The sequence below is a fragment of the Bacillus sp. ISL-55 genome (assembly GCF_018613155.1).
GTDB lineage: Bacteria > Bacillota > Bacilli > Bacillales > Cytobacillaceae > Mesobacillus.
On record NZ_JAGGQU010000023.1, the window covers coordinates 53,412 to 80,401 of the forward strand.

Annotated in this window: 28 protein-coding genes and 1 riboswitch; of the genes, 8 read left to right on the forward strand and 20 right to left on the reverse strand. The window is 44.1% G+C overall.

Annotated features, from left to right (window positions below; genetic code table 11):
• Positions 1–275 precede the first annotated feature (275 nt).
• The 3 genes from J7E32_RS12735 (at position 276) to J7E32_RS12745 (ending at position 2,701) form a co-directional block, all read left to right on the forward strand.
• A complete protein-coding gene (locus J7E32_RS12735; RefSeq protein WP_214907845.1) occupies positions 276–1,631 on the forward strand; it encodes an alanine/glycine:cation symporter family protein in 1,356 nt (451 codons plus the stop codon).
• 95 nt (positions 1,632–1,726) lie between these two features.
• Positions 1,727–1,951: a DUF1128 domain-containing protein gene (locus J7E32_RS12740; RefSeq protein ID WP_214735667.1), complete on the forward strand. Its 225-nt coding sequence runs from the start codon at positions 1,727–1,729 to the stop codon at positions 1,949–1,951.
• A 306-nt stretch (positions 1,952–2,257) separates the two neighbouring features.
• On the forward strand, positions 2,258–2,701 hold the full coding sequence (locus tag J7E32_RS12745) for a hypothetical protein (RefSeq protein WP_214907954.1): 444 nt from the start codon (positions 2,258–2,260) through the stop codon (positions 2,699–2,701).
• An 85-nt stretch (positions 2,702–2,786) separates the two neighbouring features.
• Here the strand turns inward: J7E32_RS12745 and J7E32_RS12750 are convergent, their stop codons facing one another.
• The 9 genes from J7E32_RS12750 to J7E32_RS12790 all read right to left on the reverse strand — a co-directional run bounded on the left by J7E32_RS12750 (position 2,787) and on the right by J7E32_RS12790 (position 15,048).
• Positions 2,787–3,371: a molecular chaperone TorD family protein gene (locus tag J7E32_RS12750; RefSeq protein WP_214907846.1), complete on the reverse strand. Its 585-nt coding sequence runs from the start codon at positions 3,369–3,371 to the stop codon at positions 2,787–2,789.
• 60 nt (positions 3,372–3,431) lie between these two features.
• Positions 3,432–6,530 carry a molybdopterin-dependent oxidoreductase gene (locus J7E32_RS12755; protein ID WP_214907847.1) on the reverse strand — a complete coding sequence of 1,033 codons (3,099 nt, stop codon included), beginning with the start codon at positions 6,528–6,530 and terminating at the stop codon, positions 3,432–3,434.
• Positions 6,520–7,812, reverse strand: coding sequence for an NrfD/PsrC family molybdoenzyme membrane anchor subunit (gene nrfD / locus J7E32_RS12760; protein WP_214907848.1), 1,293 nt, complete (start codon positions 7,810–7,812; stop codon positions 6,520–6,522). The genes J7E32_RS12755 and nrfD overlap by 11 nt, the downstream gene beginning before the upstream one ends.
• Positions 7,813–7,825: 13 nt before the next feature.
• Positions 7,826–8,713, reverse strand: a complete 888-nt coding sequence (locus tag J7E32_RS12765) for a 4Fe-4S dicluster domain-containing protein (protein WP_214907849.1) — start codon at positions 8,711–8,713, stop codon at positions 7,826–7,828.
• Between the two features lie 24 nt (positions 8,714–8,737).
• Positions 8,738–8,947, reverse strand: a complete 210-nt coding sequence (gene tatA, locus J7E32_RS12770) for a twin-arginine translocase TatA/TatE family subunit (protein ID WP_041967698.1) — start codon at positions 8,945–8,947, stop codon at positions 8,738–8,740.
• 366 nt (positions 8,948–9,313) lie between these two features.
• Positions 9,314–10,291, reverse strand: coding sequence for a nuclease-related domain-containing protein (locus J7E32_RS12775; RefSeq protein ID WP_214907850.1), 978 nt, complete (start codon positions 10,289–10,291; stop codon positions 9,314–9,316).
• Positions 10,292–10,539: 248 nt separating this feature from the next.
• A complete protein-coding gene (locus J7E32_RS12780) occupies positions 10,540–11,880 on the reverse strand; it encodes a sigma-54-dependent transcriptional regulator (RefSeq protein ID WP_214907851.1) in 1,341 nt (446 codons plus the stop codon).
• Positions 11,852–14,044, reverse strand: coding sequence for an ATP-binding protein (locus J7E32_RS12785; protein WP_214907852.1), 2,193 nt, complete (start codon positions 14,042–14,044; stop codon positions 11,852–11,854). Before J7E32_RS12785 ends, J7E32_RS12780 begins: the two co-directional genes overlap by 29 nt.
• Complete coding sequence (locus J7E32_RS12790; protein ID WP_214907854.1) at positions 14,041–15,048, reverse strand: ABC transporter substrate-binding protein; 1,008 nt, start codon at positions 15,046–15,048, stop codon at positions 14,041–14,043. The genes J7E32_RS12785 and J7E32_RS12790 overlap by 4 nt, the downstream gene beginning before the upstream one ends.
• 147 nt (positions 15,049–15,195) lie before the next feature.
• On the opposite strand from J7E32_RS12790, the gene J7E32_RS12795 reads away from it, so the two are divergent.
• Positions 15,196–15,339, forward strand: coding sequence for a hypothetical protein (locus J7E32_RS12795; protein ID WP_214907856.1), 144 nt, complete (start codon positions 15,196–15,198; stop codon positions 15,337–15,339).
• A 15-nt stretch (positions 15,340–15,354) separates the two neighbouring features.
• Here the strand turns inward: J7E32_RS12795 and gnd are convergent, their stop codons facing one another.
• From gnd to J7E32_RS12815, 4 genes are all read right to left on the reverse strand, one after another.
• Positions 15,355–16,257 (reverse strand): phosphogluconate dehydrogenase (NAD(+)-dependent, decarboxylating), encoded by a 903-nt coding sequence (gene gnd, locus J7E32_RS12800; protein ID WP_214907858.1) that lies wholly within the window; start codon positions 16,255–16,257, stop codon positions 15,355–15,357.
• Positions 16,258–16,395: 138 nt separating this feature from the next.
• Entirely contained in the window at positions 16,396–17,256 is an 861-nt protein-coding gene (locus J7E32_RS12805; protein ID WP_214907860.1) for a MurR/RpiR family transcriptional regulator, read from the reverse strand.
• 122 nt (positions 17,257–17,378) lie between these two features.
• Positions 17,379–18,128 (reverse strand): type I methionyl aminopeptidase, encoded by a 750-nt coding sequence (gene map / locus J7E32_RS12810; protein WP_214907862.1) that lies wholly within the window; start codon positions 18,126–18,128, stop codon positions 17,379–17,381.
• Between the two features lie 365 nt (positions 18,129–18,493).
• Complete coding sequence (locus tag J7E32_RS12815) at positions 18,494–19,009, reverse strand: type 1 glutamine amidotransferase domain-containing protein (RefSeq protein ID WP_214907864.1); 516 nt, start codon at positions 19,007–19,009, stop codon at positions 18,494–18,496.
• Positions 19,010–19,211: 202 nt separating this feature from the next.
• Here J7E32_RS12815 and J7E32_RS12820 point away from each other — a divergent pair, with 202 nt between their 5' ends.
• Positions 19,212–19,487: a late competence development ComFB family protein gene (locus tag J7E32_RS12820; RefSeq protein WP_226677898.1), complete on the forward strand. Its 276-nt coding sequence runs from the start codon at positions 19,212–19,214 to the stop codon at positions 19,485–19,487.
• Between the two features lie 86 nt (positions 19,488–19,573).
• Here the strand turns inward: J7E32_RS12820 and treR are convergent, their stop codons facing one another.
• Positions 19,574–20,302 carry a trehalose operon repressor gene (treR, locus tag J7E32_RS12825; RefSeq protein ID WP_214907866.1) on the reverse strand — a complete coding sequence of 243 codons (729 nt, stop codon included), beginning with the start codon at positions 20,300–20,302 and terminating at the stop codon, positions 19,574–19,576.
• 295 nt (positions 20,303–20,597) lie between these two features.
• Between treR and J7E32_RS12830 the strand changes: the two genes are divergently transcribed.
• Positions 20,598–20,918 (forward strand): helix-turn-helix domain-containing protein, encoded by a 321-nt coding sequence (locus tag J7E32_RS12830; protein WP_214907949.1) that lies wholly within the window; start codon positions 20,598–20,600, stop codon positions 20,916–20,918.
• 183 nt (positions 20,919–21,101) lie between these two features.
• Here J7E32_RS12830 and J7E32_RS12835 read toward each other — a convergent pair whose 3' ends face one another.
• Both J7E32_RS12835 and J7E32_RS12840 read right to left on the reverse strand, forming a co-directional pair.
• Positions 21,102–21,227: an anti-repressor SinI family protein gene (locus J7E32_RS12835; protein ID WP_214907868.1), complete on the reverse strand. Its 126-nt coding sequence runs from the start codon at positions 21,225–21,227 to the stop codon at positions 21,102–21,104.
• 29 nt (positions 21,228–21,256) lie between these two features.
• Positions 21,257–21,342, reverse strand: a riboswitch (cyclic di-GMP riboswitch).
• A 241-nt stretch (positions 21,343–21,583) separates the two neighbouring features.
• Positions 21,584–21,772: a hypothetical protein gene (locus J7E32_RS12840; RefSeq protein WP_214907870.1), complete on the reverse strand. Its 189-nt coding sequence runs from the start codon at positions 21,770–21,772 to the stop codon at positions 21,584–21,586.
• Positions 21,773–21,997: 225 nt separating this feature from the next.
• Here J7E32_RS12840 and J7E32_RS12845 point away from each other — a divergent pair, with 225 nt between their 5' ends.
• Both J7E32_RS12845 and J7E32_RS12850 read left to right on the forward strand, forming a co-directional pair.
• A complete protein-coding gene (locus J7E32_RS12845; protein WP_214907872.1) occupies positions 21,998–22,336 on the forward strand; it encodes a helix-turn-helix domain-containing protein in 339 nt (112 codons plus the stop codon).
• A 351-nt stretch (positions 22,337–22,687) separates the two neighbouring features.
• Positions 22,688–23,314, forward strand: coding sequence for a nitrous oxide reductase accessory protein NosL (locus tag J7E32_RS12850; RefSeq protein WP_214907874.1), 627 nt, complete (start codon positions 22,688–22,690; stop codon positions 23,312–23,314).
• Between the two features lie 277 nt (positions 23,315–23,591).
• Here J7E32_RS12850 and J7E32_RS12855 read toward each other — a convergent pair whose 3' ends face one another.
• From J7E32_RS12855 to nosD, 4 genes are read right to left on the reverse strand one after another with little or no spacing between them, the layout of a single operon-like run.
• Positions 23,592–24,302 (reverse strand): ABC transporter ATP-binding protein, encoded by a 711-nt coding sequence (locus J7E32_RS12855; RefSeq protein WP_214907876.1) that lies wholly within the window; start codon positions 24,300–24,302, stop codon positions 23,592–23,594.
• Entirely contained in the window at positions 24,295–25,113 is an 819-nt protein-coding gene (locus J7E32_RS12860) for an ABC transporter permease (RefSeq protein WP_214907878.1), read from the reverse strand. The genes J7E32_RS12855 and J7E32_RS12860 overlap by 8 nt, the downstream gene beginning before the upstream one ends.
• Positions 25,110–25,574 carry a nitrous oxide reductase accessory protein NosL gene (locus tag J7E32_RS12865; RefSeq protein ID WP_214907880.1) on the reverse strand — a complete coding sequence of 155 codons (465 nt, stop codon included), beginning with the start codon at positions 25,572–25,574 and terminating at the stop codon, positions 25,110–25,112. The genes J7E32_RS12860 and J7E32_RS12865 overlap by 4 nt, the downstream gene beginning before the upstream one ends.
• Positions 25,571–26,920, reverse strand: a complete 1,350-nt coding sequence (gene nosD, locus J7E32_RS12870) for a nitrous oxide reductase family maturation protein NosD (RefSeq protein ID WP_214907881.1) — start codon at positions 26,918–26,920, stop codon at positions 25,571–25,573. The genes J7E32_RS12865 and nosD overlap by 4 nt, the downstream gene beginning before the upstream one ends.
• Between the last annotated feature and the right edge of the window lie 70 nt (positions 26,921–26,990).

The window sequence follows — 26,990 nt, forward strand, 5'->3', positions numbered from 1 at the left end:
TTGCCTGCCTCCTAAGTAACATTTTCCACGATTGCCATCACTTCATGCAAGTATTGTGAAAAATATTGCCACTTTTTTATAACTGCCTCTCCCTTAAATTTCAAAAGTGAATAATATTTTGGGAACCATCAAAACACCTTTACGTCAATACTTAAACGTGATTTTATCTGAATTACTAAGTTTTACCTAATGGATATCACTTGACTTACCACTAATTATCAGAATATTCTTGTTGAAGAACATTTTTCGAATATAATTTTATAAGGGGGAGCATCATGACATTTGAAGATTGGATTGGAAAGATCAGCGGCTGGGTTTGGGGTCCCCCACTATTGACTTTGCTTGTTGGGACCGGAATCTACCTCACCTTCCGCATTGGCTTTCTGCAGATGAGGCTGCTGCCTTATTCACTGAAGCTAGCTTTTACAAAAAAACAGGACAAACGGTCTGAAGGGGATATTTCTCATTTCCAGGCTTTGATGACGGCGCTTGCTGCAACTGTTGGTACTGGTAATATCGCAGGTGTCGCAACAGCAATTTTCACAGGCGGACCTGGTGCCGTGTTCTGGATGTGGATAACCGCATTTTTCGGAATGGCCACAAAATACGCGGAAGCTGTTTTAGCCGTTAAATACCGGGTTGAAGATAAGGATGGAGAGATGTCAGGCGGCCCAATGTATTACCTGGAACGCGGTCTTGGCCAAAAATGGCTTGGTGTTTTATTTGCATTGTTTGGTGCGATTGCGGCTTTCGGAATCGGCAACCTGGTGCAGTCAAATTCAGTAGCCAGCGTCGTACAGTCGACTTTCTCTGTGCCCGCCTGGGTTACGGGGCTTGTATTAACAATCTTTACGGCTCTTGCATTGATTGGCGGGATTAAGAGTATCGGAAAAGTCACTGCTTTATTCGTCCCAGTAATGGCATCATTTTATCTTCTTGCTGGCCTTGTGGTCATGATTATGAACTTTGATCTCGTCCCAGCAGCAGTTGCACTTATTTTTACAGATGCCTTTACTGGAGAAGCAGTTGCCGGAGGGGCGCTAGGAACTGTCATCCGCATGGGTGTAGCCCGTGGCGTGTTCTCCAATGAAGCTGGGCTTGGATCTGCACCAATTGCTGCTGCAGCAGCCAAGACGGACCTTCCTGGACGCCAGGCACTTGTGTCGATGACTCAGGTATTCATTGATACGATCGTCATCTGTTCCATCACGGGAATTACCATTGTAATGGGCGGATTGTACACAGGTGATACAACGGCAGCCGACCTGACATCAGCAACATTTGGCAAGTTCCTTGGCCAGACAGGTTCTGTGATTGTCGCGGTTGGATTGCTGTTCTTCGCATCATCGACAATCATCGGCTGGTCTTATTACGGTGAAAAATGCTTCTCCTATCTGTTCAGCAAGAATGTCGTGTTTTACTACCGAATCGCGTTTGTCGTTGCTGTATTCATCGGAGCAATTTCCCAGCTTGAAGTTGTATGGGGTGTGGCCGATGTCATGAACGGATTGATGGCCTTCCCGAACCTGATCGGCCTGCTCGGCTTGTCTGGAGTGGTCGTAGTTGAAACAAGGAAGATCCTGAATGCTATTAAGGAAGAAAAGAACGAATCTAATACGTATAGTGCATAAGCATATTCCGGCGTCCCAATGGCGCCGGATTTGTAATTGACTTTTTTAGCACAACGTGGAAAGATGGTTGTACAACCATTGAAAGGATGAACGGAGTGGACCTAACTAAGAATTCCCCTGAAAACGTTGATTTCATGATTGAAAAAATCAAAGAAAAATTGAAGTTCATGAACCTTGGTGCAATTAAATCAACGCATTTTGACGGCGATATGTATGAAGAGTTAAAAGAAATCTATGATATGATCATGAGAAAGAACAACTTCAGCCCGAATGAAATGCAAGCGATCGCTGAAGAGCTCGGTAACTTAAGAAAGCAGTAATTGCAGCAGGCACTGAATAAGGTGCCTGTTTTTTAATTGTTAAGGAAATTATAAAATTATTTAGGTGTAGATAACTGCATGTAGTTTTCTTAATCNNTTCTGGACAGTCGGCTATACATTTCTATTTCGATCCGCCCATTGAAGTCAAAGAACGACTTCATTTGGCGGCTCTCCAGCGCTTATCGGGGCTGAACGAGGCGCTTGCGCTTTTTGTTCTTCCGAGAAAAATGTCAAAACTTTTTTGTTTCCACTATGCATATATTGTTATACGATAGTGTTACTACTTTTTAAGGGGAGTGAGGAACGGTGAAAAAGCTGACTGTGTCGGTACTCAGCCTGTTTATCCTGCTACTGCTTGGTCACGGAACCCTTCCCGCCGAAAGAATTTCAACATTTGCTGGCAAATCGAAAGGGATTCTTCCTATAGAACAAGTTCACGAAGAACTCCCTGGTCCCGATTTTAATGAAAAGAAAATCCCGTTCTTCGCAAGTACGGTTGTCCTTCTTCATTTGACCCTGCTCTTCGCACGAATAGATGTCCGGGTAAATAGGGTCGTTAGCCTATTTTCCTTCTTGACGGCTGTTTTTTTCCAATCGAATTATGTGATCAAGTCTCCTAGATATCCCAAATTAAAAATATCTAGGAGGAATGGACATGTGGTTTCGATTTTTAATGATTGGCTTCTTTTCCCTGACGGCGTTTGGCTTTATGTTTTATCAAGGAGTAGAGTTTTACCAAGCGTTCATTGATTTGTTCAAGCAAAATAAGTAAGAAAAGATCATCTGGTCGAGATAAGCGAAAAGGTCCTCAAATCTGAGGACCTTTTTTCATGATTCACGCTGCCTCCACCCAGCCTTCACTCATCATTTCTGCATAAAAGCTCAGGAACTCTTTAAAGAATGGATGATTGATTTTTGCTTCGGCATTTTCAATCAGTGGTTTGAGGACTGGCCTGATGAACCTTGTCATCATTTCCGCTTCGATATCTTCCAGCTGTTGAAGGTGTTCGAGGTCGCCCTCTTGTTCCGCTTTGATCTCTCCCTGTAAAATCGAGCTGATGAATGCGGTTGTGCTGCCGAAATGGTCTGGCAGCCGGTCATTTTCTAGCGGGAAATAAAATGCTGTTTTTTCATAAAGACCAATCAGGCAAAGGAGTTCATGCCTGCGAGCTTCTTCATCTTCATTATTTTTCGTATATGATGAAAAATAAGGGGAGACAAAGTGATCTCCAGGTATGAAAAAGTGATTGTCATACCAGAGCTGCACTTCATCCCGATTGTAAAATGAATGAAATGTAAGCTCCTCCCGCATTTCTTCAGGGACGTCATTCATGAATGCTTCATAGGTATCCCATTCCCCAAGCCAGATGCTTGTCATGATATTCGCGATTGCGAGCTTTCCATATCGTTCTTCCATCATTGTCTCCACCTTCATTTTTCAAGAAATTTCGAGGGGCCCATCAAGGCACCCCCGATGATGTTATGCTTTATCCACGTCTACGAATACGTCCTGCTGTGCTGGACCGCCAATCAGCAAGTCTGCAAGGTAGCCTTCGAAATAGCTGCCATCGCGGTCAGACAATGCATTGACTGAGAAGCCCAGTCCGCGCGGTTTTGCATAACCTGACTCTTCATGCAGCGGCTTATTGAATTCGTAGTCTGTGTGGCCATATTTTCCTGCGGGCTCGATTGTTTTGCCGTCGACTTTGACTGCTTTTGAACCATAAGCATCATGTCCGAAGCTGAAGTTTGCTCCTACCACTCCTGGCTTGATTCCCGGTGTCACAAGCGCCCGGCCTTTTACTTTTGAGTTATTGGATGAAATATAGATTTCATCATCCGTGTTGATGCCTTTTTTCTTCGCGTCGATTGGATTGATCCAAAGATAGTTTTCCGGCTTGATTTCACGCAGCCATGCATTGCCTTCGGTCCGATGGGTTGCCATATTCCGTGATTTCCAGTTGATAAACTGCAGCGGCTTGTTTGGCTTGTAGACTTCTCCGTCGTATGTCTTGATTTCCTCCGCTACCGGTACGCCTTCAAAGAACTTGCCTGTGTAGGCACTCTTGAAGCCTGCAGCTTTTTCATCGTAAAAATAAACCTGTTTTGCCCACTGATACTTGAGCTTGTTGCCGATATATTCATCGCCTGCTGCCTCAAAGCGTCCGCCCCGATTCAATACATAGACGACTTTCTTCCATTCATCTGGTTTAACAGCATCTTTCAGCTTCTGGATGTCAAAATATTTACCGAGCGCTTTCTGTCTTGCTTTTTCAAAAATCGTCAGCTCTTCGGCATTTGCGTCCTTTACTGGTTTCTGGCCATCAAAGGCAATGTTTGCAATCCGTTTTAAGTAGTAGTCTTCAGGCGTGTGTATCGCCGATCCGTCAGCCAGAGCATTGTCGCCAACACCTGGCAGGCCCAAACCTTTTAGCAAATCGATGTACACCTGTTCAGTTGGACGCGCGTCAGGAACTACTCTCGTCACCGGCTGGATGACACCGGCGAATTTATGCTTCAGGATCGGGAAGATATCCTCCGCGTTCCAGCTTTCAAGGTAAGCAAGGTCCGGCAAGATGAAGTCTGCATATTTGGAAGTTTCACCGATGACCACATCAGATGCTACAACCAGTTCAACAACTTTTGGGTCCCTGATGAACTTGGCCTGCATTTCTGATCTCGGTCCGGCCATGACCGGTGAGGTCCTGTTAATCAGCAATGCCCTGATTTTGTATGGATAGCCTTCAGCTGAGCTTGGCAGGACATCATGGATCAGTTTATTGCCAAACGGATACCAAGGACGCTTCGCCGGATAGCCATCTTTTGCGAATAATGATGTTTTTTCGTAAGGAACTTTATGCCGTGTGACCGGGATTCCCCAGCCTTTGTTCGCATTCGGTACGGTTGCAAGATCGTATCGTCCTTCGGTTGCTTTGTACTTGGCTCCAAGCACTGTGTCGCCGCCCTTCCAGTCGTGGTTGCCGACAAGGTGGTTGAGCATATTGATCGCCCTCACGCTGTAATAGCCATTCGTGTGCATCGCCGGCCCGCGGTAAGAATGGATACCGACCTTCTTGCCGTGGGATGTGAACTCACGTGCGATCTGGACAATCTGATCAACCGGCACATCTGCCTGCTTTGCATATTCTTCTATTGATTTTTCCATGACTCTGTCTTTAAAAATCCTGAAGACGGATTTTACTTTGATGCCATTGATTGTCGTATCAACATCAAGATCGCCGTTTCTTGCTTTCGCATGGGAAACTGGCTTGCCATTTTCGATGACCACAAACTCCTCGCCGCCGATTCCAAGATCCTGTGCACGGACGAATGGGCGTTTCTTTTCCCCGACATTGACAAGGAAGGATGCATCGCTCCAGGTTGTTTCGCCATCTTCATTCGCCGCTTCCTGGTTCGGATTCCGAAGATAAATATCATCGTAGCGGTTGTTTTCAATAATCCAGCGGCACATTGCCATCGCAAGCGCACCGTCACCGCCCGGTTTTACCGGAACCCAGACATGAGCTTTCTCAGCAGTCTTGCTGAAGCGTGGATCGATGACGACCATTTTCATGCCGCGGTCGATCGCGTTCGTGATTTGTGGAGCAAATGTAGTCGGCCCACGGTTTGCCACCATCGGGTTTGTTCCCCAGACGATGACCATTTCTGCATTATCATAATCCGGGATCATCCGTTTTTTCGGCTTTTCAGCATCATGTGAGCGGACATTTCCCATTACGCTTGTGATTCCGCAATAACCGCCGTGATCATAGTAGTTCGCCGTACCTAAGCTGTTCGCTGCCAGGCGTTCGATGAATTCACGCCTGTGCCCGGCCATAACAGCAATCTGGTTCGCTTTCGGCCCAAGGTCAGGATGGTTTGTATCAATCAGGACATCCTTGTATTTTTTATCAAATTCAGCCTTTGTCATCTCTCCGGCTTTCAGCTTATCCCAATCAGCCATGACCGCTGCTTCCGGTACGTATTTCCACATTTCTTTCAACCCAGGTGTGCCAAGATCTTTACTGCCCCCAAGGATTTCCTTGTAAGCCTCTTCCCAGCTGACTGTTTTCCAGACGCCGCTTCCCCTCTCGCCCACACGCTTCAATGGCTTTTGGACCCTGAATGTGTCGTAGTTCGTCTGGATGCCGGCCTGCCCTTTCAAGCAAGTACGTCCACCGCGGAGGCCGCGACCCATTTTTGCGACATCTCCAGTTCCCTTTACAGCCTGTGATACCGGAGTATCGTAGTTGATATGCCCGATTTGCACCATGTTGATCGGACTGTACTGGTTACCGGCAATCTTGCGGACAATGGAAGAATAAGCTCCGCCCACCGCCCCGGCAGTGATATAAGTTTTAATCGTACATGTCGCATTACATTGCTGGCATGATGTGAAGATGACATTTTCAGCTGTATAGTCCTGGTAATCGGTGCCGGTTCCGTGCGGGGAATCGATCCAGACATCGCCCATTACCTGCTTGATTGGCCCAACGAATGCCGGACCGACAAACGCGACCGCCCCGAGCGTTCCGAGCGCTTTTAAAAATCCACGCCGTTTCATTGGTTTATTTTCCATTATGGCTCACCTCGTCAGAAGTTTCTTCGATTGGCAGAAGCAGCTCGCCGAATGAATAGATTAATAGTCCCATAGCGACAACGCCGACACTTACCATCCATTCCTTGATTGTCGGTGCGTAATTGCCCCACGGAAGTTCGTGAAAAACCGGTGTGACTAGCGGAGGGACAACAATATTGAAGCGGACGCCGATAATTCCGATGACAATCAGGACAGCGGCTGCGAGCAGTGCATTGACGTTTTGGCTTGTTTTTTTCCAGAAAACAATTGTGATTGGTATGACTGCTCCAAGAAGCATTTGCACAATCCAGAAGGACCAGGCTTTTTCACTGGCCATCATCGTTGCAAGTGTATCGAGGTGCTCTGCCTCAAGACCGTACCAGCCGATCAGATATTCATAGAATTGAAGGCCAAGGTCGATGATCAAAAAGCCGACCATCAATTTTGCCAGCGATACAACCATGCCTTGATCAATTGGCTGCTTCTGCACCTTTTTCTTGATGATGTACATCGCTAAAAGTAGGGCCGTTCCCGAAACCATCGCTGATACGACGAAGATGATTGGGAATAAAGCTGTATGCCATGCCGGTCTTGCTTTTACAACTGCGAAGATGGTTCCTGTTCCTCCGTGTACGCCGAGAATCGCAAGCGGGATCCCGATCGTACCGAGGATTTTCATCCACATGTGGTCACGCTTTTTTGTTGCAGCGTTGATTGTTGCATTTTTGAAGGTGATCAATTTTGCTACAAACCCCTTCATTGTGTTCGTTTTAGCAGCGCGTACAAGGTCTTCCCTCATCGCGATGTACAGTTCCACTGCTAAAAGACCGATGTATACGAGATAAAAGTGGACTTCCCATGCAAGCGGCGAAGTGACATTCCAGTAGATGATCGCATTGAGCATCCGCTCCGGACGTCCAAGATCCATCAGGACGAATGTCAGCGCGACAATCATACAGACAATCGCTGTAAAAAGTGCCGCCTTTCCGACTCTCTCGTATTCTTCCATCCCGAAAACGTAGATCAACGTCGACAGCAGGAACGAACCTGCACTGAGGCCGACGAAGAAAATGTAGAAAGCGATCCAGGCTCCCCATGGAGTAATACTGGAAAGATTCGTTGCTGCCAGGCCTGTGACGAAACGTTCAACGATGAAATACCCGCCTATCAAGAATGCAATTGTCAGAGCAGATATCCATATTTTAAAAGCTTTTGATACTTGCAGATTTATTTTCGTTTTTGATGTACTTTTCTCTTTTAAATCAACCGCAAGATTGGCCATCGCCATTCCCCTCCTATCTTAAGTAAATAACATTCGGATGCGTTCCTAGCTCTTCCTTCAGGCGGAATGCTCTAGGACTCGCAGCAAGCTTTGATACAACACTGTTCTGATCGCTGATGTCGCCGAAGAAGCGAGCATCGCCAATGCAGGTTTCCACGCATGCCGGCTCTTCGCCTCTTTGCAAACGGTGGAAGCAGAAGCTGCATTTACGGACCGTGCCGATTGGTGTCTTGCCTTTTTCACGGTTGCCGCGTTCGACGCCATATTCAGGGCTTGTTACATCATTCGCACCCTGCATTTCCTGTTCATAGCTATCACCGAAATCGAAGGAACGCGCTCCATACGGACAAGCAACGATGCAGTAACGGCAGCCGATGCAGCGGTCATTGTCGATCGCGACAATTCCATTCTCCATTTTATAAGTTGCTCTCGTCGGGCAAACCTGTGCACATGCCGGTTTGTCACACTGCATGCATGGCCTTGGAAGGTTGACAGCCTTGATGTTCGGGAACTCGCCTTCAAGCGATTCCATTACCACGTTGTAAGAGATTCCCGGCGGCGTCCTGTTCTCAGCCTTACAGCTGACCGTACAAGTATCGCAGCCGACGCATTTCTTCAAGTCGATGACCATCGCCCATTTCGGGCCATCACCCTTCCTGATGTCTGGACCATCTGCTGATGCGTAATAGTTGCCGAATTCCTTAGTCAGTGATGAAGAATAGACTTTATGGAAGTCTTCAATTTTCAATTTTCCACTGATGACCTTCCTGGCATCACGCGCCATATTCAAGCCAAGCTCTGTGTCATACTGTGATTCATCCATTTCCTTTTTTGCATCAGGCAGCATCTTGTCGACGATTTTATCGTAATCTACCTTTTTCTCATTTGAAAAAAGACCCATTTCCACTCACCTCTTTTTATGCGTTTAGATTTCTTTTTTGATTTCCTTTATTTCTTTGATGTCATCTGCGATATCGTCAGTAATATCGCTTGTCAGTTCACGAGTCGATTTCTTAAATTCCTTCAGCGTCTGGCCGAACGCCCTGCCGATTTCAGGCAGCTTCTTCGGACCGAAGATGATCAACGCCAATGTGAGGATTAAAATCAAACCTGGAATGCCAATATTGGATAGCATAATGCCACATCCTTTTTATTTTTTCTTACTTATTTATAATGCAAGCTGCGTGCCAACTTTTTTGGCATGGTTGGTTTTTAGGAGTGTGACCTGGTGGATTGCTTGTGGGAGTAAGGGTGTGGAATTCGGTGACATCTTTGTGAACGCGAAAAAGCGGCTGAAACCGAATTTTTGGTTCGGGATCAGCCGCTGGTTGTGTGACATTTTGACATGGTATTGCAATTTTGGCATGTGACATTTTGGCATGGTGTGCGGGGATGGCATGATATTGTATCTGATGTGCAGGAATGGCATGATGTTTTATCTGGATTCTGAATGGCATGTGACCTTTCTCTGGTGGACAGAGATGGCTGGGAAGGAGAGTGATCAATCCCATAACGGAAAGCTTTTACCTGGAGTATAGACTCTTCCTTTCTTTTCTCCTGATATGTTCAGGTCCAGCTGTGACAGCATTCTCCTCGCCTGGTGAATCGAGGAAATCCCAAGAAAATCCCTGAATTGTCCGTTAGTAATCGTCTGTCCATTAATAAGAAAGTAATCTTTTAAAGCAGCAACATGGGCATCCTTTGATGTGTGGCCGCATCTCTTACACCCCCATAGACTATGAAACTTTTCCATGCCAATTGTATTGCAGCTTGGGCACTCCACTCCTTTCTGGATATCAACATGCGAGATATTCAGTGTTTTTAAGTCGGGGATATATGGTTTATGTTTTTTGAGTAAAAGCTTAACTATTTTTTTAGCCTCTTGGTCCGATATTATCTCTTTTTGATATCTTTCAAGGTAAGGATTGATTTTATAGAAGATGCCGGGGGACTTGAACACTCTTTGGCTAATTTCTTTACTTTGGGTTGGATTTTTGATGATGGCTTGTGAATGGGTGATGGCAACGAACGGTTCTAACGGAGGCGGTGAATATTGATGACTGATTAGAAATGCTTTCAGTTGACGTGCTTGTATTTTCGTCTGGAGAACGGGATCTGGGTATACCTTTTCATTATCATTTAAATATTGGATCATTTGATTGAATTCAGGATAAAACTCCAGCGTTCCTGCATAGTATTTTGAATCAATTGGTATGATTAATGAGTTTGAGATTAATAAGGAGTCAATTTGGAAGTGTGTGTCATTGAAGGGGATTCTTAAATCATGCAAGATTGTTAATTTAGAGTGGTCGATTTGTGATATATGGTAATCTAATTCTTTTTCACCTTTGAATCCAGCTCGTTTTCTAGATAACTTGTTCTCAAATTCTGCTTTTCGTGGGTGATTTAACGGTAATCGCCTTACAATTGCCTCATAAACCTTGACTTCTTTTGGCATGGATCGTTTTTTCGCTATCAAAAGCTTCACTCCTTGTTTGTAATGCTTTTATAATTCGATATTTCAGCTAAAATTACCTTCTAATTTAATTGTGAACATTTTTATTGGCGGAGTTCACAATTTTATTGGCGATATTTTCATTTTATTGGCGAAAATAAACTTTTATTGGCGATTTCACTCTATTTATTGGCGAAAATCAAAATTTATTGGCGAACTGGAAATTCCACGCATTTTTTTCCAGTTCGCCGCCTGAGTTTTTACTGCTTTTCCTATTCTTTCAACCCATATTGGTCGATTTTCCGATAAAGGTTCCGGACGCTGATGCCGAGCACGTCGGCCGCCTTTGTTTTGTTCCAGTTCATCTGCTTCAGGGCGTTTTCGATGTGTACTTTTTCGACTTCTTCCAAAGAGCATAGTGGAGAAAGCCGAACTTCTGTCTCAGCCTTTGTTTTACCAGCATGAGGCAATAACAAATCCTCAGCTCCGATCATGCTTCCTTTGGATAACAGAACGCCGCGTTCAATCAGGTGGCTTAGCTCACGAACATTTCCCGGAAAATCGTAATCTTCAAGTGCAGCGATAGCTTCGCTCGATAGCCGCTTCGACGGGTCTTTCGTTTTCCTGATGAAGTGCTCAATCAATGCGGGCAAGTCACCCTTCCGATCACGCAGCGGCGGAATCGTCAGCTTGACGACATTCAAACGGTAATATAAATCCTCGCGGAAACGCCCCTCGGCTACTTCTTTTTCCATATCTCGATTTGTGGCGGCAACAACGCGGACACTAACATGCCGTTCCCTGACATCGCCGACCCGACGGAATTCCCCGGTCTCGAGGAAACGAAGCAATTTCACCTGAAGCGCCAGCGGCATTTCGCCCAACTCATCCAAAAATAGTGTGCCGCCTTTCGCTGCTTCGACCAGACCTTTTTTATCCTGGCTCGCCCCGGTAAAAGCACCGCGGGCATGGCCGAACAGCTCACTTTCGAGCAAGTGCTCGGGCAGCGCACCAGAGTTGACCGGCACGAATGGTTCTTCTGCACGGAAGCTCCAGTAATGAAGCGCTTTTGCAAACAGCTCCTTGCCGGTGCCGCTTTCGCCCTCGATCAAAACGGGTACATCGCTGTCAGCAATCCGACGCGTCATCTCTATCACTTCTTTAAAATTGCCGCTATCACCAATGATATTGAAGCCATTATGTTGAGCGATGATTTTTTTCATAGAGTCGTTCTTTTCTTTCAGTACTTTATTTTCCGCAGCCTTCCCAATCGTCAGCTCCAATTCTGATAGATTATAAGGCTTGGTAATATAATCAAAAGCGCCAACCTTCATGGCTTCAATCGCGGTATCTATCGTTCCATGCCCGGTCAGGATCAGCACCTCGATATCCGGCTGGACTTTCTTCGTTTCTTTTAAAAGCTCGATCCCGTCCATACCAGGCAGTCGGATATCATAGACACCGATGTCGTATTCATTCTTTTTCACAAGTTCAAGGGCATCTTCGGCCGTGCCAGCGCTATCCACGTCAAATCCTTTACGCTTCAGCCTTCTGACCAAAAGCTCAAGCAAATCCTGTTCATCGTCAACGACTAACAATCTTGTTGCTGACATCGTAGCCCACCTCCATTGTTTCTTGTGCTGAGTTTCCATAGCCATCTGTAACTTCAGATTTCCCCGCCTTATTTTCCACGACATGCCCGGACTTCACCGAACGCTCAGCGGGCAGCTGGATTTCTACAGTCGTTCCTTCAGACGGCTTGCTGTCAATCGTAATTGACCCGCCGAACTGCTGGATGATGCCGTAACATACTGACAAGCCAAGGCCGGTTCCTTTGCCGATTGGCTTCGTCGTAAAGAATGGGTCGAACAGTTTATCCATCGCTTCGGCAGGGATGCCATGGCCACTGTCTTTGACTTTGATCGATACCACTTCTCCATTGGTTTCTGAAGCAGAAACAACTAACCTTCCTTCGCTCTCCATTGCATCGACTGCGTTATTGATCAGGTTGACGATGACCTGCATGAGTTTAAGGCCGTCCCCATTCACAGCCGGCAGTCCTTCAGCGACATGAAGTTCAAGCTGGATCCGCTGCTTTTTCAGCTGATGCTCGACTAGGCTGACGCTATTTTCGATGATTTCCTTCACCCGGATTTGGTCCTCTGTCCAATCATTCTTCCGGGAAAAATTAAGCAGGTTTCCAGTAATCCGTTTGCAGCGCTCGGTATTTTCCTTGATTTTACGAAGATAATGCTCCATTTCGTCCTCATCGAGATCCTCGTCGCCTGCCTGGATTCTGTCAATTAAATCCTCTGCGTAAACATTGATTGTTGCCAGCGGATTGTTGACTTCGTGGGCGAAGCTCGATGCCATGATGCCAAGCGCGCTCAGTTTATCGGTTTGGATCATCGTTTCTTCCATTTGTTTTTGCTCGGTGATATCCTCGAGCACGACGAGGAATTCACCTTCTTCCTCGATGGCGTGGTTAAGCGGGAACACTCTGTGCCGGAAGATACGCTCGCCATTCGCACCGTCCTTGAACTTCATGACTTCGTCGGCAATTTTATCAAGATCCGGACAGGTAATCGGACAATTCAGGCAAGGAGCATTTTCCCCGCCAATCACTGCGTAACAAGGCAGTGTTAACCGATCCTCCTTCAGCCACCCTTTTAAAATTGGGTTCATCCAGGTAATCCGGTACTCTTTGGTCACGAGCGCGAGACCGGCACCAATTCCGTTGACAACGACATCAAGCCTTTCCTTCTCCTGCTCGAGCAGTCTTGATTTTTCCAGCAGCTCCTTACTCATATCATTGAAGGAGTCGGCCAGTTTCCCCAACTCATCGGTCCGTCTCATCATGACTGGTTTGATCTTCCGGCCTTGCTTCAAATTGTTCATTTCCCTGTCGATTGAAACAATTGGCCTGGTAAAATAAAGCCCTGCCCAGACGCTGATCAAGCTGACTGTCAAAATCAGCAAGGCGACTGCTCCTATGCCGCTTTGCAGCATTCTGTTGATTGGGGCAAAAGCCGTGGTTTTCGGCTGCTCCATCACCAGCACCCAGTTTAAATCTTCAATCTCAGCCGTTACACCAAGCTCATCCTGGCTTCCTGACGTCTGTTTTTGCCAGAGCTTGCTGTAATCCTGGTGGGCGATTACCCGGTCTTTATCATCGATTAAGTATATATATGAAGAGTGGTCCTGGCGCATTGACGAGATTTTCCCGATTATTTTCTGAAGCTGGACAACCACCCCGATTGCTTTTTTCGATTCATCTTCGTAAAAAGGGATCGCCAATTTCATAACAGGCTGGCCGTACTGATTGAACTCTACCTGACCGTAGACCCTGTCAAGCGTCTGAAGCTGGAACCACATTTCATCCGTGAACCACCGCTCGTTATCCCCGGCAATGTTGAGCCCGTATCGCGACACCCTTTTTTCCACGAAGCCTTTATCATCGGCAATGATGACCTCCTCGACTGATTCGCTTTGCTGCAGAAGCTCATATAATGCGCTTTGTTTTTCATTTAATAGATTAAGAGATGCGAGGACATGAATTCGCTGAAATGTCTGGCTGAATTCATAATCGATTTCACGGGATAGATTTTCGAGCACCAGATGCTGTTTTTCCAGAATCCTTGTTTCCAGATCCGATTTTACAAAAGAGTAGTAAAATAAGCTGATCAGCAGCAACGGAATCGTCGACATGACTACACCGAATACGAGGACCTTGTTGCGGATTGTCTGCGAATGCATGATATCAATCAGTGCTCTCATCGCTTCCTGCCTCCTTGTACTTCAGGGTGAATCAGCTCGGCGATATGCAGCAAATCCTGATTAATGGTGACTCCAAGCGAGTCCTTCGTCTGCTGGTTAACGACAAAACGAATGCCATCGGGCAGTTCGACAGGCAATTCCCCCGGCTTGTTTCCCTGAAGAATCAGGCTGACAAACCTTGATGCCTGGTAGCCCTGCGAATAAAAGCTGGACCCGTAGCTCGCAAGCAACCCTTTTTTCGCTTCAAAATCATACAATCCCATAGCCGGGATTTTTTTCTCCTCAGTCAGCTTCACAATCTCATCTGTAAGAGATTCAATCCTGAAGCTTGGCAGGACGAGGATTGCTTCTCCATCATCAGCCGTTTTCCATAGAGTATCGAGGCATTCCTTCGAGCTTGCATCGCATGGGGAAATCGTTATCCCCAGTTCCCTGGCTGCCACACTCGTTTCTTCAAGGCTCAATTTGCTGACATCAATCATGCTGTCATAAATAACATGCACCCTGTCAATAGCGGGAACAAGTGATGTTAGCATCTCGAGGCGCTTGCCCGAGATACTTGCATGATAGTTGTTGATACCGGTAAAAAGTCCTCCTGGTGATTTGTAATCTTTGATCAACCCAAGTTCCTTTGGTGCAGCAAGACCTGCAAATACTACCGGGATTTCAATGCTTTTCTCATCCATTTTTGCTTTCAGCCGCTGGGTTTCAATCCCGCCAAGCGTAACAATTAAATCAGGCTTTTTATCAAGCATCTGATGAATTTGCTTGTCAATCAGCACCTCATCATCATGCGCATTCATGACTGTAAAATTAACTTCCTTAGTGCTATATCCGAGATCCTTTAATCCCGCCTCAAGGCCAGTGAACTTCTCATAACGGTTTTCGCCGATCATCAGGACGCCAATTTCTGCCGGCTCCTCTGCCCTGACTCCAAAAAAAGCATATATAATAGCCGAAATCGCAATCGTTGTCAGAAAAAAGAAATACCACTTTGTTTTCAAAGCCTGCGCCCCCAATTCCAGTATTCACTTCCACTATAACGGAAAAAGTAACGTAGCCATCTTGCAAAAAAGGATAATTTTATGAACGTGTAGAACAAAAAGCGCAAGCGCCTTGGTCAGCCCCGACAAGCGCTGGAGGGCCTGACAGTGAAGTCGTTCTTTGACTTCATTGGCAGGACCGAAGCGTCTCGAGGGGCTAGGCGCTGGAGCTGGATTAAGAAAACAATTTATAGTTATCCACAACGAAAATATTTATTATTTCCTTACAATAAAAAAGGCCCCCTCATTTAGAGGAGAACCTGAGTCTTAATCTTCTTTTCGTTCCACTGCATGGCCGCCAAATTCGTTTCTTAGTGCAGCGACGACTTTTCCTGTGAATGTATCGTCTTCAAGTGAGCGGTAGCGCATCATTAATGACAGTGCGATGACTGGTGCTGCTGTTTGCAGGTCCAGTGCGGTTTCGACTGTCCATTTCCCTTCGCCCGATGAATGCATGACGCCTTTGATGCTTTCAAGCTTTGGCTCTTTAGAGAACGCATTTTCCATCAATTCCATCAGCCAGCTGCGGATAACGGAACCGTGGTTCCATACGCGGGAAACTTCTTTATAGTCATAATCAAACGGGCTTTTTTCAAGGATTTCGAACCCTTCAGCAATTGCCTGCATCATGCCATACTCGATTCCGTTGTGTACCATTTTCAAGAAGTGGCCGCTTCCAACCTTACCTGTGTAGAGGTAGCCTTTTTCGATTGAAATGTCCTTGAAGATAGGTTCTACATGTGCGAAAACTTCCGCATCGCCGCCGATCATCGTGCAGGCACCGTTACGAGCGCCTTCCATACCGCCGCTTGTTCCGACATCCATGAATTGAATGCCTGCTGCTGAAAGCTTTTCTGCACGTCGTAGTGTGTCCTTGTAATTTGAATTTCCGCCATCGATCAGGATGTCGCCCTCTTCAAGAAAAGGCGTGAACTTTTCAATTACCTGGTCGATCAGGTCTCCAGCAGGGATCATCAGCCAAATCACACGTGGTTTTGGCAGCATGTCCACCATCGTTTTATAATCTGCAGCAATCTCAGCACCTTCTGATTTAATTTTCTGCATTGCTTCCTCATTAATATCGTTCGCCACAACCTCATGGCCATTTTCCATTAAATTCAATACCAAATTATAGCCCATTTTGCCAAGGCCAACCATTCCTAGTTTCACGTAGATGCACTCCTTTTTTTGTAAAAAATGCTTTTCGCATTTATTGTTGGTTTTTCGAACAGTTTAAGAACTTTATACAAAGATAATATCAAATAAATTTTCATATGTATATTAAAAACAAGAAAATAATTTTCAAAACTAATATCTTTTTATCGAAATGGCTTCCCGGATTTTCTGCAAGTTATCAAGAGTTTGCTCCTGCCTTCGTACTGAAACCGCTACATGAAGGACATCAATCAGACTTAATTGAACCAGCCTTGATGCTAATGCCTCAGATCGGAAAAGCGTTTCGCGTGAGGTCGTGTACAAAACGTAATCCGCCTCCTTGGATAAAGGAGATTTAAAGTGACTTGTGATGGCGATTGTCGCTGCTCCATTAGCTTTTGCAATTCTCAGTGCTTCTATGACATCTTTATTGCTGCCGCTATGTGAAATACCAACGGCCGCCTGTCCAGGACCGAGAAGCGCAGCAGAAATGATTTGCTGGTGTCCGTCACTGTGGGCATTGCAATGGATGCCTGTCCGCAGAAATTTATGATAGGCATCGAGTGCGATTGCCGACGAACCACCTGATCCGTAAAAGTCAATCCTTGTCGCCTTTGCAAGCACATCAATAATGCTTTCAAGAACCTTTTCATCCAGAAGATTGAGCGTTCCTTTCATTGCCTCGATATGCCCGGCAAACACCTTTTCTGCAAGAGTAACAACTTGATCTTCTTCCTTAATTTCTTCATGGATATTCTTGATCGGTTCCACAACTTCACTCGCCAGGGCAATTTTAAAAGCTTGATAACCCCTGAATCCCAGCCTTTTGCAAAAACGGAAAATGGTTGCCTCCGCGACAGATGCATTCTCCGAAAACTCGGTGATTGATAAATGGATGATCTCCTTCGGGTTGGTCAATATATAATCCGCTACCGCCTTCTCCTTCGAGGAAAGCGACGAATAGATAGCTTTAATCTTAACGATGACATTTTGCCCATTTAACTCACTGGCCATTCTATTGACTCCTTTTATTAGTCTTTATGACGGTGAATTTCAGTCTTATTGGTTGAGGGTGAAATTTTTTTTCATTTCTTTTATAAAAATAGGGCCAAACTCGTGTTCAGCCCGCTTCATTGTTAATCCTGTTCCGTCAAAATGACCGGACCATCTTTGGTGATCGCAATAGTATGTTCATACTGTGCGGACAGCTTTCCGTCCACTGTTCTTGCTGTCCAGCCGTTAGAATCCATCTTCGTTTTCCATTCGCCGATATTCACCATTGGCTCAATAGTGAAAACCATTCCTTCCTTCAGCCTTGGCCCTTTGCCTGGCAGTCCATAGTGCGGGATATCAGGCTTTTCATGAATCACCGAGCCGATGCCGTGGCCAATAAATTCACGGACAACCGAAAATCCTTCTCCCTCGACATATGACTGAATCGCATGGCCAATATCGCCTACCCGATTTCCAGGTACGGAGGCTGCAATGCCGCGATACAATGCCTCTTTTGTCACTTCAAGCAGCTTTTGTGATTGTTCGCTCACATTTCCAACAGCGTAGCTCCAAGCAGAATCAGCCAGCGCTCCATTCAGGTTTACGACCATATCGATTGTGACAATATCGCCATCGTTCAGCGCCTCTTTTCGAGGAAAGCCGTGGCACACCTCATCATTGATGCTGGCGCATGTTGCATATTGATAATTACGGTAGCCATTTTGCTCTGGAGTGGCTCCGTGTTTTTTTAAATAATCCTCGACAAACTGGTCGATTTTCCAGGTGGTTACCCCCGGCTTGATCAATTTGCGCAACTCTTTATGCACGGAAGCGAGCAGCTCGCCCGCTGCCTTCATATTTTCAATCTCACGTGCCGATTTTAAAACAATCATTCCGTCATCTCCCCGAATCAATTCAATTCTATATTATCTTATATGAATAAATTCGCAAAATGAACCGGTTCACCGAAGACTATATTGAAAATAGCCTTCGTTTACTGGATTTTATCAAGGAAATCCGCTTCTCTTGGCATTGAATCCTATAACAAATCTTCGAAGTACTTTTTTATAGCGAAAATTTTATTTTTATAGCGAGTTTCTCATTTTTATAGCGATTTTCTCATTTTTATAGCGACTTTTTCATTTTTATAGCGAAAATCTCTTTTTTATAGCGAACTGGTATTTCTACGGTTTTTTTTTCCAGTTTTCACACACAATAAAAAACCCTTCTGCCTCAGCAGAAGGGTTCTCCACCAATATTATTCCAACACCTTTAGTGCTTCTCGGTTAAACGCCGGGATATCTTTCGGTTCCCTGCTGGTCACGAGCTGATTGCAGCAAACGACGACTTCCTTGTCCATATATTTTGCTCCGGCATATTCCATATCCACGCGGATGGACTTATAGCCGGTCGCTCCTCTGCCTTCGAGCGTTTTCGCGGTAAGCAGCAACTGCGGTCCATGGCAGATGGCGAAGACTGGTTTCTTCTCGGCCATGAATACCTTGGCAAATTGGACGAATCGCTCGTCTTCACGCAGCTGGTCTGGGGAGAATCCTCCAGGGATGAATAGCGCATCGAAATCTTCCGGCTTGACGTTGTCTATGCTTTCATCAATTTTAACCTCGGCCTTTTCCTGTTTTCCCGTTACGGTCTTCCCTTGTTCCTTTTCAATCGTCACTACTTCATGGCCAGCTTCAGTAAAGGCACGTGATGGCTCAAGATATTCGACATCTTCAAATAAATCGGTTATCAAACAGGCAATTTTTTTACCCATACATTCAACATCTCCTTTTTTATAAATCTCCACTATTAAAATTCCCTGTCCTCAGTTTGTAAAACATCTAATATAAAGTTCCATAATTTAGTATATAAATAAGCAAAAATACCTATCTTATAGCAAATATAAAAAAATCATTTTATATTTCCATCATTCAACTATAATTTAATTTAGGACATCAATAGGGAGAGAAGGCACCATGAAATTTAGTTATGTCAATGTAATGGAAGAGGTCGTTTCCACTCTCGTCAATGTGTTGATGATGAGCCCTGATTACCAGACCTTCTGCAATTGCCAGAAGTGCCGGAATGATATCATAGCCATCAGCCTCAACACTCTTCCAAGTCACTACGTCACTACAGAAGATGGCCGGAAGATGGTTTACGAACAACTTAATACCCAGGAAAACAGAGCCTGGATCAATAAAAGAATCATCAGCGCCATACATCTTGTCGGGAAATACCCGAAGCATTAAACCAGGATTAAGCAATCAGCTTGTCCAATTAAAAATAAAAGCTGCCATTGATCCGGTTAACCGGATCAATGGCAGCTTCTTTTTTCTTATAAAGACTGTTGGGTATCCATCCGTCTGGCAAAATCGACGAACCGGAACTTGTCAGGACGGTGCCTTGACTCGGTATATTGGAACAGTGTGGCGTCATCAAAATAGATATAGTTTTTCACGATGACAATCGCATTGAATCCTTCCATTTCAAGGAGTGTTCTGTCCTCGATGCTTGGTTCTTCTACTGTGAATTCCTTCTTCGCGAAGCTTATTTTTTTCTCCAGTTGCCCTTCAATGTACTCAAATATCGAGTTTTCACAAGTGACACGTGACAGTCCTGGCACATGCTTTTCCACGAGAAAATCCTTGTCGAGGATGACTCGTTCTTCATCAATATGCCGTACTCTTTTTACCTTCCAAACCTTTTCATCATCCTCAACATTCAATTCTCTGGCAATTTCCCGGCCTGCCAGCTCTAGGTTAAACTCTTCAACAGTCGTTTTGGCCTTTCCGCCCATATTCTCAGCCAGTTCTTTAAAACTGATCAAGCCGGTAATCGGAAACTGATGTCTTTTCAAATCCAGCACAAGTGAACCCTTGCCGCGAATTTTTTGGATAAATCCATTTTGCGCAAGAAGATTCAGTGCCTTACGGATGGTTTCTCTGGAAGTTTGGTACATGTCCGCAAATTCATTTTCTGACGGCAAAATCGTTTTAGGAGGATAATTTCCTTCCTGTATCTGTTTCGAAATCTCTTCGTAAATCAATAAATACTTTTTCTGCATAACACATCACCGTACCTTGTCTGATTGCTACCATTTTACCTTGTTTATGCCCTTTTGAACACAATTGACAATGGTGTTTTTAATTTTCAAAGAATCTTCATAAAATAATGTACAATTGTAATCGCAATGACCGATATAAAAGCGATAAGTATTTTTCCCAACATGATTTTTCATAAAGGTGGCTCCAAAACCTTTAAGGTTGGTTATAATTGTTCTATAAGTCGTTCTTAATATGGAACTATTTTATCAGATTTGTTATGATATAACTATAAATTGATAAGGTGTGTGGATAACAGTGATCGGTGAACGCGTCAAGAAACTTCGACAAGAAAAAAGAATGTCCTTATCTGAACTGGCAGAGCAAGCTGGCGTGGCAAAATCATATTTGAGCTCGTTGGAGCGAAACCTTCAAACAAATCCTTCAATCCAATTTTTAGAAAAGATAGCAGGAGTATTGAATGTACCAGTAGACCATCTAATCCATGAACAACCTGATAAAGAAAACATGGATTCTGATTGGGTCAACCTTGTAAAAGAAGCAATGGATTCTGGTATCACAAAAGACCAGTTCCGTGAGTTTCTGGAATTCAATAGATGGAGACTCCACAACAAATAGATCTTAATGGACAGCCTGCGCTGTCCATTTTTATTATCGATGTTTTTGTATTGTTTATGGCTTTTCGTATAAAACTCCCACCCCACCCCGTATATACGAAAAGGCCCTTTATAAAAAAATAAAAAGCACCTCTAAAAGAGCTGCTCGATGGCAATTCCGTTTTCTATGTAAAGTTCCACTTGCCTATTTGTTGGACCTTCTTAAAAACTCTCTGATTTCTTCTTTGTTTATCCCCAACTCTAATGCTTCCATTATAAGCTGCATCCATTCTGTATCCAGTTCTTCGAAAACTACCTGTTCTTTAATCAAGTTCTTCCCCCCAAAATACAGTTAGTATTCCAGGCAGTCCGGCCATCATAGTACATTGCACCTTAGATCCGTGACTTTGCGTCCTAGTTTTTCAACAAGTTTGCCTTTTTCTGTATCTTTTTACTCACTTTTTCACTTCCAATGTCATTGTACATTGTTCTATATATTTAACATGTAAATATTTGTCGGCTACTACAGAAGTATTTCTTCTCTTTTCTTCCAAACAATTACAAAAACATAGCATAAAAGGTTTATTATCTGAAAATTATAACCATTTTCATAAAGATATTTGTCAGATTATAGCTCTAATTGTTGAACTCTTTTTTAAAATTAACCCCCATAAATTTGTGTTGCTCCTATGGATGCCCCATTTTCTTATACATTTGCTTTTTTAAGTGCGGTAAAATTGCCACTTTCTCAAGACTGATGGCATTAAAAAACGGGTATCTCGTTAAATCATTTCCGCAAATCGGGCAAAGCCACTCTCCAACCTCACTGCTGCTAAACGAAGGACGGTTGCAGCGATCACAATTTTTCCTGTACACGGCCATCAAGCCCCTTTTAAGAGAAATTTGTTACTATATTCCATTCGAGTATAGTCCATTTGTATCAATTCTGAAAAAGTCTAAAATATCGCTAATTTTCTTAAAAAAGAACAAAAATCGTTCTTTTTTAAGAATTTCCTCCGTTTATCTCAGTTTCTTGTATTTTTAAAAGAACCCGTTTGTTCGTTATAATGAATTATTAGATGATAAAAAGGAGATTCTCTTATGACAGTTGGAGAGAAAATTAAAAGTTTAAGGCTTGAAAAAAAGTATTCCATTAGCGAACTCTCTGAAAGAGCAAATGTTTCCAAATCCTATCTCAGTTATATCGAAAGAGGGATCCAGGGAAATCCATCGCTTCAAGTATTGTCTCGCCTGGCAGACAATTTAGATACAACTGTTGAGTACTTGATGGGACAGCAAAACATGAAAGCTGCCAGGATGCCTGTTGATGAGGAATGGGCTGGACTCGTCGATGAAGCTATAAAAAACGGAATCAGCAAAGAAGACTTTGCATATTACCTGGATTTCATGAAGTTTAAGAGCAGCAGAAAACAGGATTAGCAGTTAAGTATTTATATAAATTACAATGGAAACAGGCGCTTTAGAACAGGTATTTTCTAATTTGCTTTTTAGCACTTTTTAAAAAACAGCCTCATAGGCTTATTTTCTGTTTTGACATGCTGGATGCAATCCCACCCTCGCATTATTTTTACGTCATTCGCAACATGGTTTTTCTCCACTTTCATATGAATGTTCAAAAGTATATATTGTTTTTTTTAGAGAAATACCGTTTGAAGAACCGTCACAAAATCGTCAAAAAAATACTATACTTCTCACGCTTTTTCCTTCGATTTTTCGCATTTTACTCACAACTCCCTGATAGGATTAAATTCGATCAAAGGAGGAGATTTTATGAAGAAATTATTTGCTATCATGTTGGCATTTTTTTTAATGATAATTGTTTCTGCTTGCGGTGATGAAGCTGCGGAAAATGAACAAAAAGACGATCAGGAAACTGCAGCAACCGAAGTGAAGCACGATGATGATGACCATGGAGATGGCCCTCATGAACCAGGTGCTGACGATGTTTGTGCATTCTGCAACATGAAGGTATATGGGGAAACTGATCCAATGGGAGTTTTCACCGCACAGGCCAAAACGAAAGACGGAGAGTATGTATACTTTGATGACTCAGGCTGTCTATTAAATATCACTAGACGTGATGATGTAGAATTTGAAGAGAAATGGGTACGTGATTATATCACCTCAGAATGGGTCGAAGCTGATTCTGCAATTCCTGTAAAAGCAGATCTTAAAACACCTATGAAATACGGCTATGCATTCTTCAAAGACAACGATAGCGCCGAGAAATTCATTTCAGAAAACAGCAGCAAAAATCCAGCCATGGCAACATGGGAGCAAATCGACCAAATCGCAAACGAACGCTATATGAAAAAAATGAAAATGAATAGCGGCAGCATGGATAAGGATCAGGACAGCGAAATGGATGGAGAAAGCGAAGAGGAAAGCGGTCATTAATGGTGAACCTTACGTAATAAACAATGGCTGTTCTCGTAAAGTTTGTTGTTAAAATCCTAAAGCCGATTTTAACGTAATACAAGGCCATTTTGCAGTTCGGAATAAAATTTCCCATGCTCATTTCTCATAAAAGGGTCAACTTTACCAAGAAAACTGGTCATAAAATTTTTTTTGTAGTCAAATAGCAACAAATTTTGAGAAATGAGCCTAACCAATAAATTGAAATCCCGGTGTGAAATTCAGCACCGGGATTTTTCATCTGGTATTTAACTAATCTCTAATTGAAGAAGACCTTTTCAAGTGGCGTGTATACACCGTTTGTTTGTACTAGGGATTCAACTGAATCACAATACTGCAGATGCCCTTCCTGCATGAACGCAGCTCTGTCAGCCAATTCCTCGACAAGGCTAAGGATATGGGTAGTAAAGAAAATCGTTCTGCCCTGGCGTTTTTCTTCCTGGATGATCTCCTTGAAGCGGTACACCCAGAGTGGATCAAGTCCATTGGTTGGTTCATCGAGAATTCGCAGCGGGACATCCGGCAATAGCGCCTGCGCAAGCGAAAGGCGCTGCTGCATTCCTTTAGAATATTGTTTAATCTGCATATCCCGTACATCAAATAAGCCAACCTGGTGAAGAGCTTCAGCCACTTTTTCATCGCTTATTCCTCTTAGCCTGGCAAAAAAAGTCAAAACTTCCAACCCCGTCAGCTGGCGTGGAAAAAGCATTTCATCCGGCATATAGGAAAATCGTTTTTTGAACTCTTTACTTTGCGGTTCAACTGGCTTACCGTCCATAAATACCATGCCCGCAGTCGGCTTCATAATCCCTGTAAGCATTTTGATTAATGTACTCTTGCCTGCACCGTTTCCACCGCAGAGTGCAAAAATTTCGGGCTTGTCGATTGAGAAGCTGATGTCAGTAATCTTCTTGGTCGGACTATAGTGTTTTGCCAATCCTTCTATCCTGATCCATTCCTTGCTATTCATCCTCAATCCCCCGTTTCGTCCTGTACACAGAGTATAGGACAGGCAGTACCGTCCAAAGCAAAACAGCAAGAATAAAGAGCGTTTTGCCTATCAATCCATCTGCCCAGATGGTTAAATCATATAGTCGCGGCCCGAATACTGATGCTCCATCCAGGGACAAAATTGACTGGACGCGAATCAACTCTACTGGATTGAGAAAAATGGACACCGTCAGCATTGGCAGCAGCCATTGCTTCATCATGAACATGCTCAACCCCATAATGATAAATTCATAGAAAAGCACTAGGAAGGCCCAGACAATCAAGCTGATACCCAGAGCCTGAAAACGCGTTTTGGCCATTATGCCAATCATTATTGCCAGCGACAGGAAAATGGCCGCCAGCAGAATCGAATACACATAAAATAAAACCAGCAAAGAAACAGAGACTCCCCCGCCAGCGAAGAAGATGGCGAGCAATGCTGCACCATACCCAAACGTCAATACAGACCAGACTGCAACAAACAAACCTGCATACTTCCCAAGAATAACTGCCCATGGCGAAATTGGATATGTCAGCAGCAGCGTCAGCCCGCGATCTTCCTTTTCACCTGACAAAAACAAGCTGCCAATCAGCAAAGACAGCAACGGGATCAGCAGTAAATTGATATTCAGCAAGCTGGCCGTCATCCTGTTAAATCCGTCAAACCCTGTTCCCCCTGTGTTGCCCAGAAAAGCGACCATCACGGCCAGGGATGAGAACAATAAACCAAAGCCGGCAAGCCAATGGCTTCTCATCATCAAGGTCATTTGCTGCCTCGCGATGTGCCTCATTGCCCCCAGCTCCACTCATGTTTCTTTAAAGACTCATAATCCAGCACTTTGCCCATTCCCTGTTCCTTTATATAGTTTTCAGCGCTGTCCCTGTCCTTGAAACTGACCACACCATTTGCCATCGGTGTCCAGAAATCCGGATGGTAAGCGTGATAAGCTTTTTTCAGTTCAATCCATTCGCCCGTATCCACGTCCCGTACATATTTTTTCGCTTCACTTTCTTCCTTAAGCAATGGCTCCATTTCCAGGAATTCATCCATACAGCCAATATCATCAAATTTATATATTTCGCCATCGGCGGTGACAATCTCTGTCGCATAATGCTCGTGGGCAAGACCCATATTGCAAACCTCGCACACATCAATTTCAGGGTTGATTTCCACTGGCTCCATCGCACTGTTGCTGCAGCCCGCTACTACCCCAACAGACATCATCAACAGAATTCCTATTTTTTTGATCATCGCAGTTTCCTTCCTTTCACAATGGCGAATATCGAGAACAAAATAAACAATATGCCTAATACTCCTGGGATCATTCGGTCCTTGCTCCGCTGTTCTTCTTCCTGAAGCATAGTTACCGGTTCCACCAACGGGCGGGCATCATATACATCTGCTGTCCCAAAAGAAGGAAATAAAGCTTCCGCCTTGGTCCACAACTTGATCGAGGGACTTTCAAAAAAGAATTGCCAGTACGGCTGTTTCCTCAATAGTCGATCATACAGTGAACCAGCCTTGTACGCTTCTTCTCCCACTCCATCACCAGAAAGGTCAAAACTGCTGTAATCATCCCAGTAGTTACCCTTCACACCATCATCCAGCCTCATATCTTCCCCGGAAATCTTCGACTGGACGACATTCCCGATAAAGTTGTTTTCGGAGAACATGTTATTTTCATTCTTGCCCATAAATTCAAGCCCCACTTGATTAGCGGCAATCTGATTCCTGTTGATCAACGTATCTACCCCGTATTCAAGCGAAAGCCCTGTGCTGTTCCTCAGTATTTCATTGCCCTCAACCAGCACATTCTTCGTTTCATAAATCAAGATTCCATAGCCCCGGAAATGAAAGTGATCCGTTACCCTGTTTTCTATGAATTCAATATGTGCAGAATCCATCACCATGAACCCGGTCACATTTTTTTTAACAAGATTTCTCTCAGCTAAAATCCCCTCACTGAACATAAAATGCATTCCATAGCGAGATTCTCTTACATGATTCTCCGACACCTCGATGTCTTTGGTAAAATCAAAGTAAATCCCATCCTGTACATAGGCGATTTCATTTCCTTTCAGAAAATGACCGCCTCCCTTGAACAATTGAATGCCGTTTCCACGCTTGGAGAAATGAGCTTTGTTGCTTGTAATGCTGTTATCAAGCAGCTGGCTTTCATTGCTGTTTCCTATATAAATTCCATAGTGGACATTCTTCAATTGATTATTTTTAATCACAATTCTATCTGCTTTTTTGATGTAAATTCCGCTATCCTCCTGCTCAGACCCGCTATTCTGGATTGTTAGTCCATCAATAACCACATTGGAAGCAGTTACCGTGATGACATTCCCTTCTCCACCGCCATCAATAATTGCTCCCTCTTCTCCTTTTATAAAAATCCCCTTATTGATCAAGACACTTTCTTTGTACAACCCAGGGGTGATGAGGATGGTGTCCCCATTTACGGCTTTATCGACAGCGCTCTGGATCGATTGGCCGACTTCCACTTCGAACTCATCGGCAAAGACATTAATGGGAAGGAGCAACAAAAGAAGTAAAAATAAATTAAATGCAAACGGCCTTGTCAGCCTCCACATACAGCTGCCTCCTCCCTGTATTATTCTCTTTTTAAAACTAGCAAGAAAATGTGATGAAACCTTGAAATAT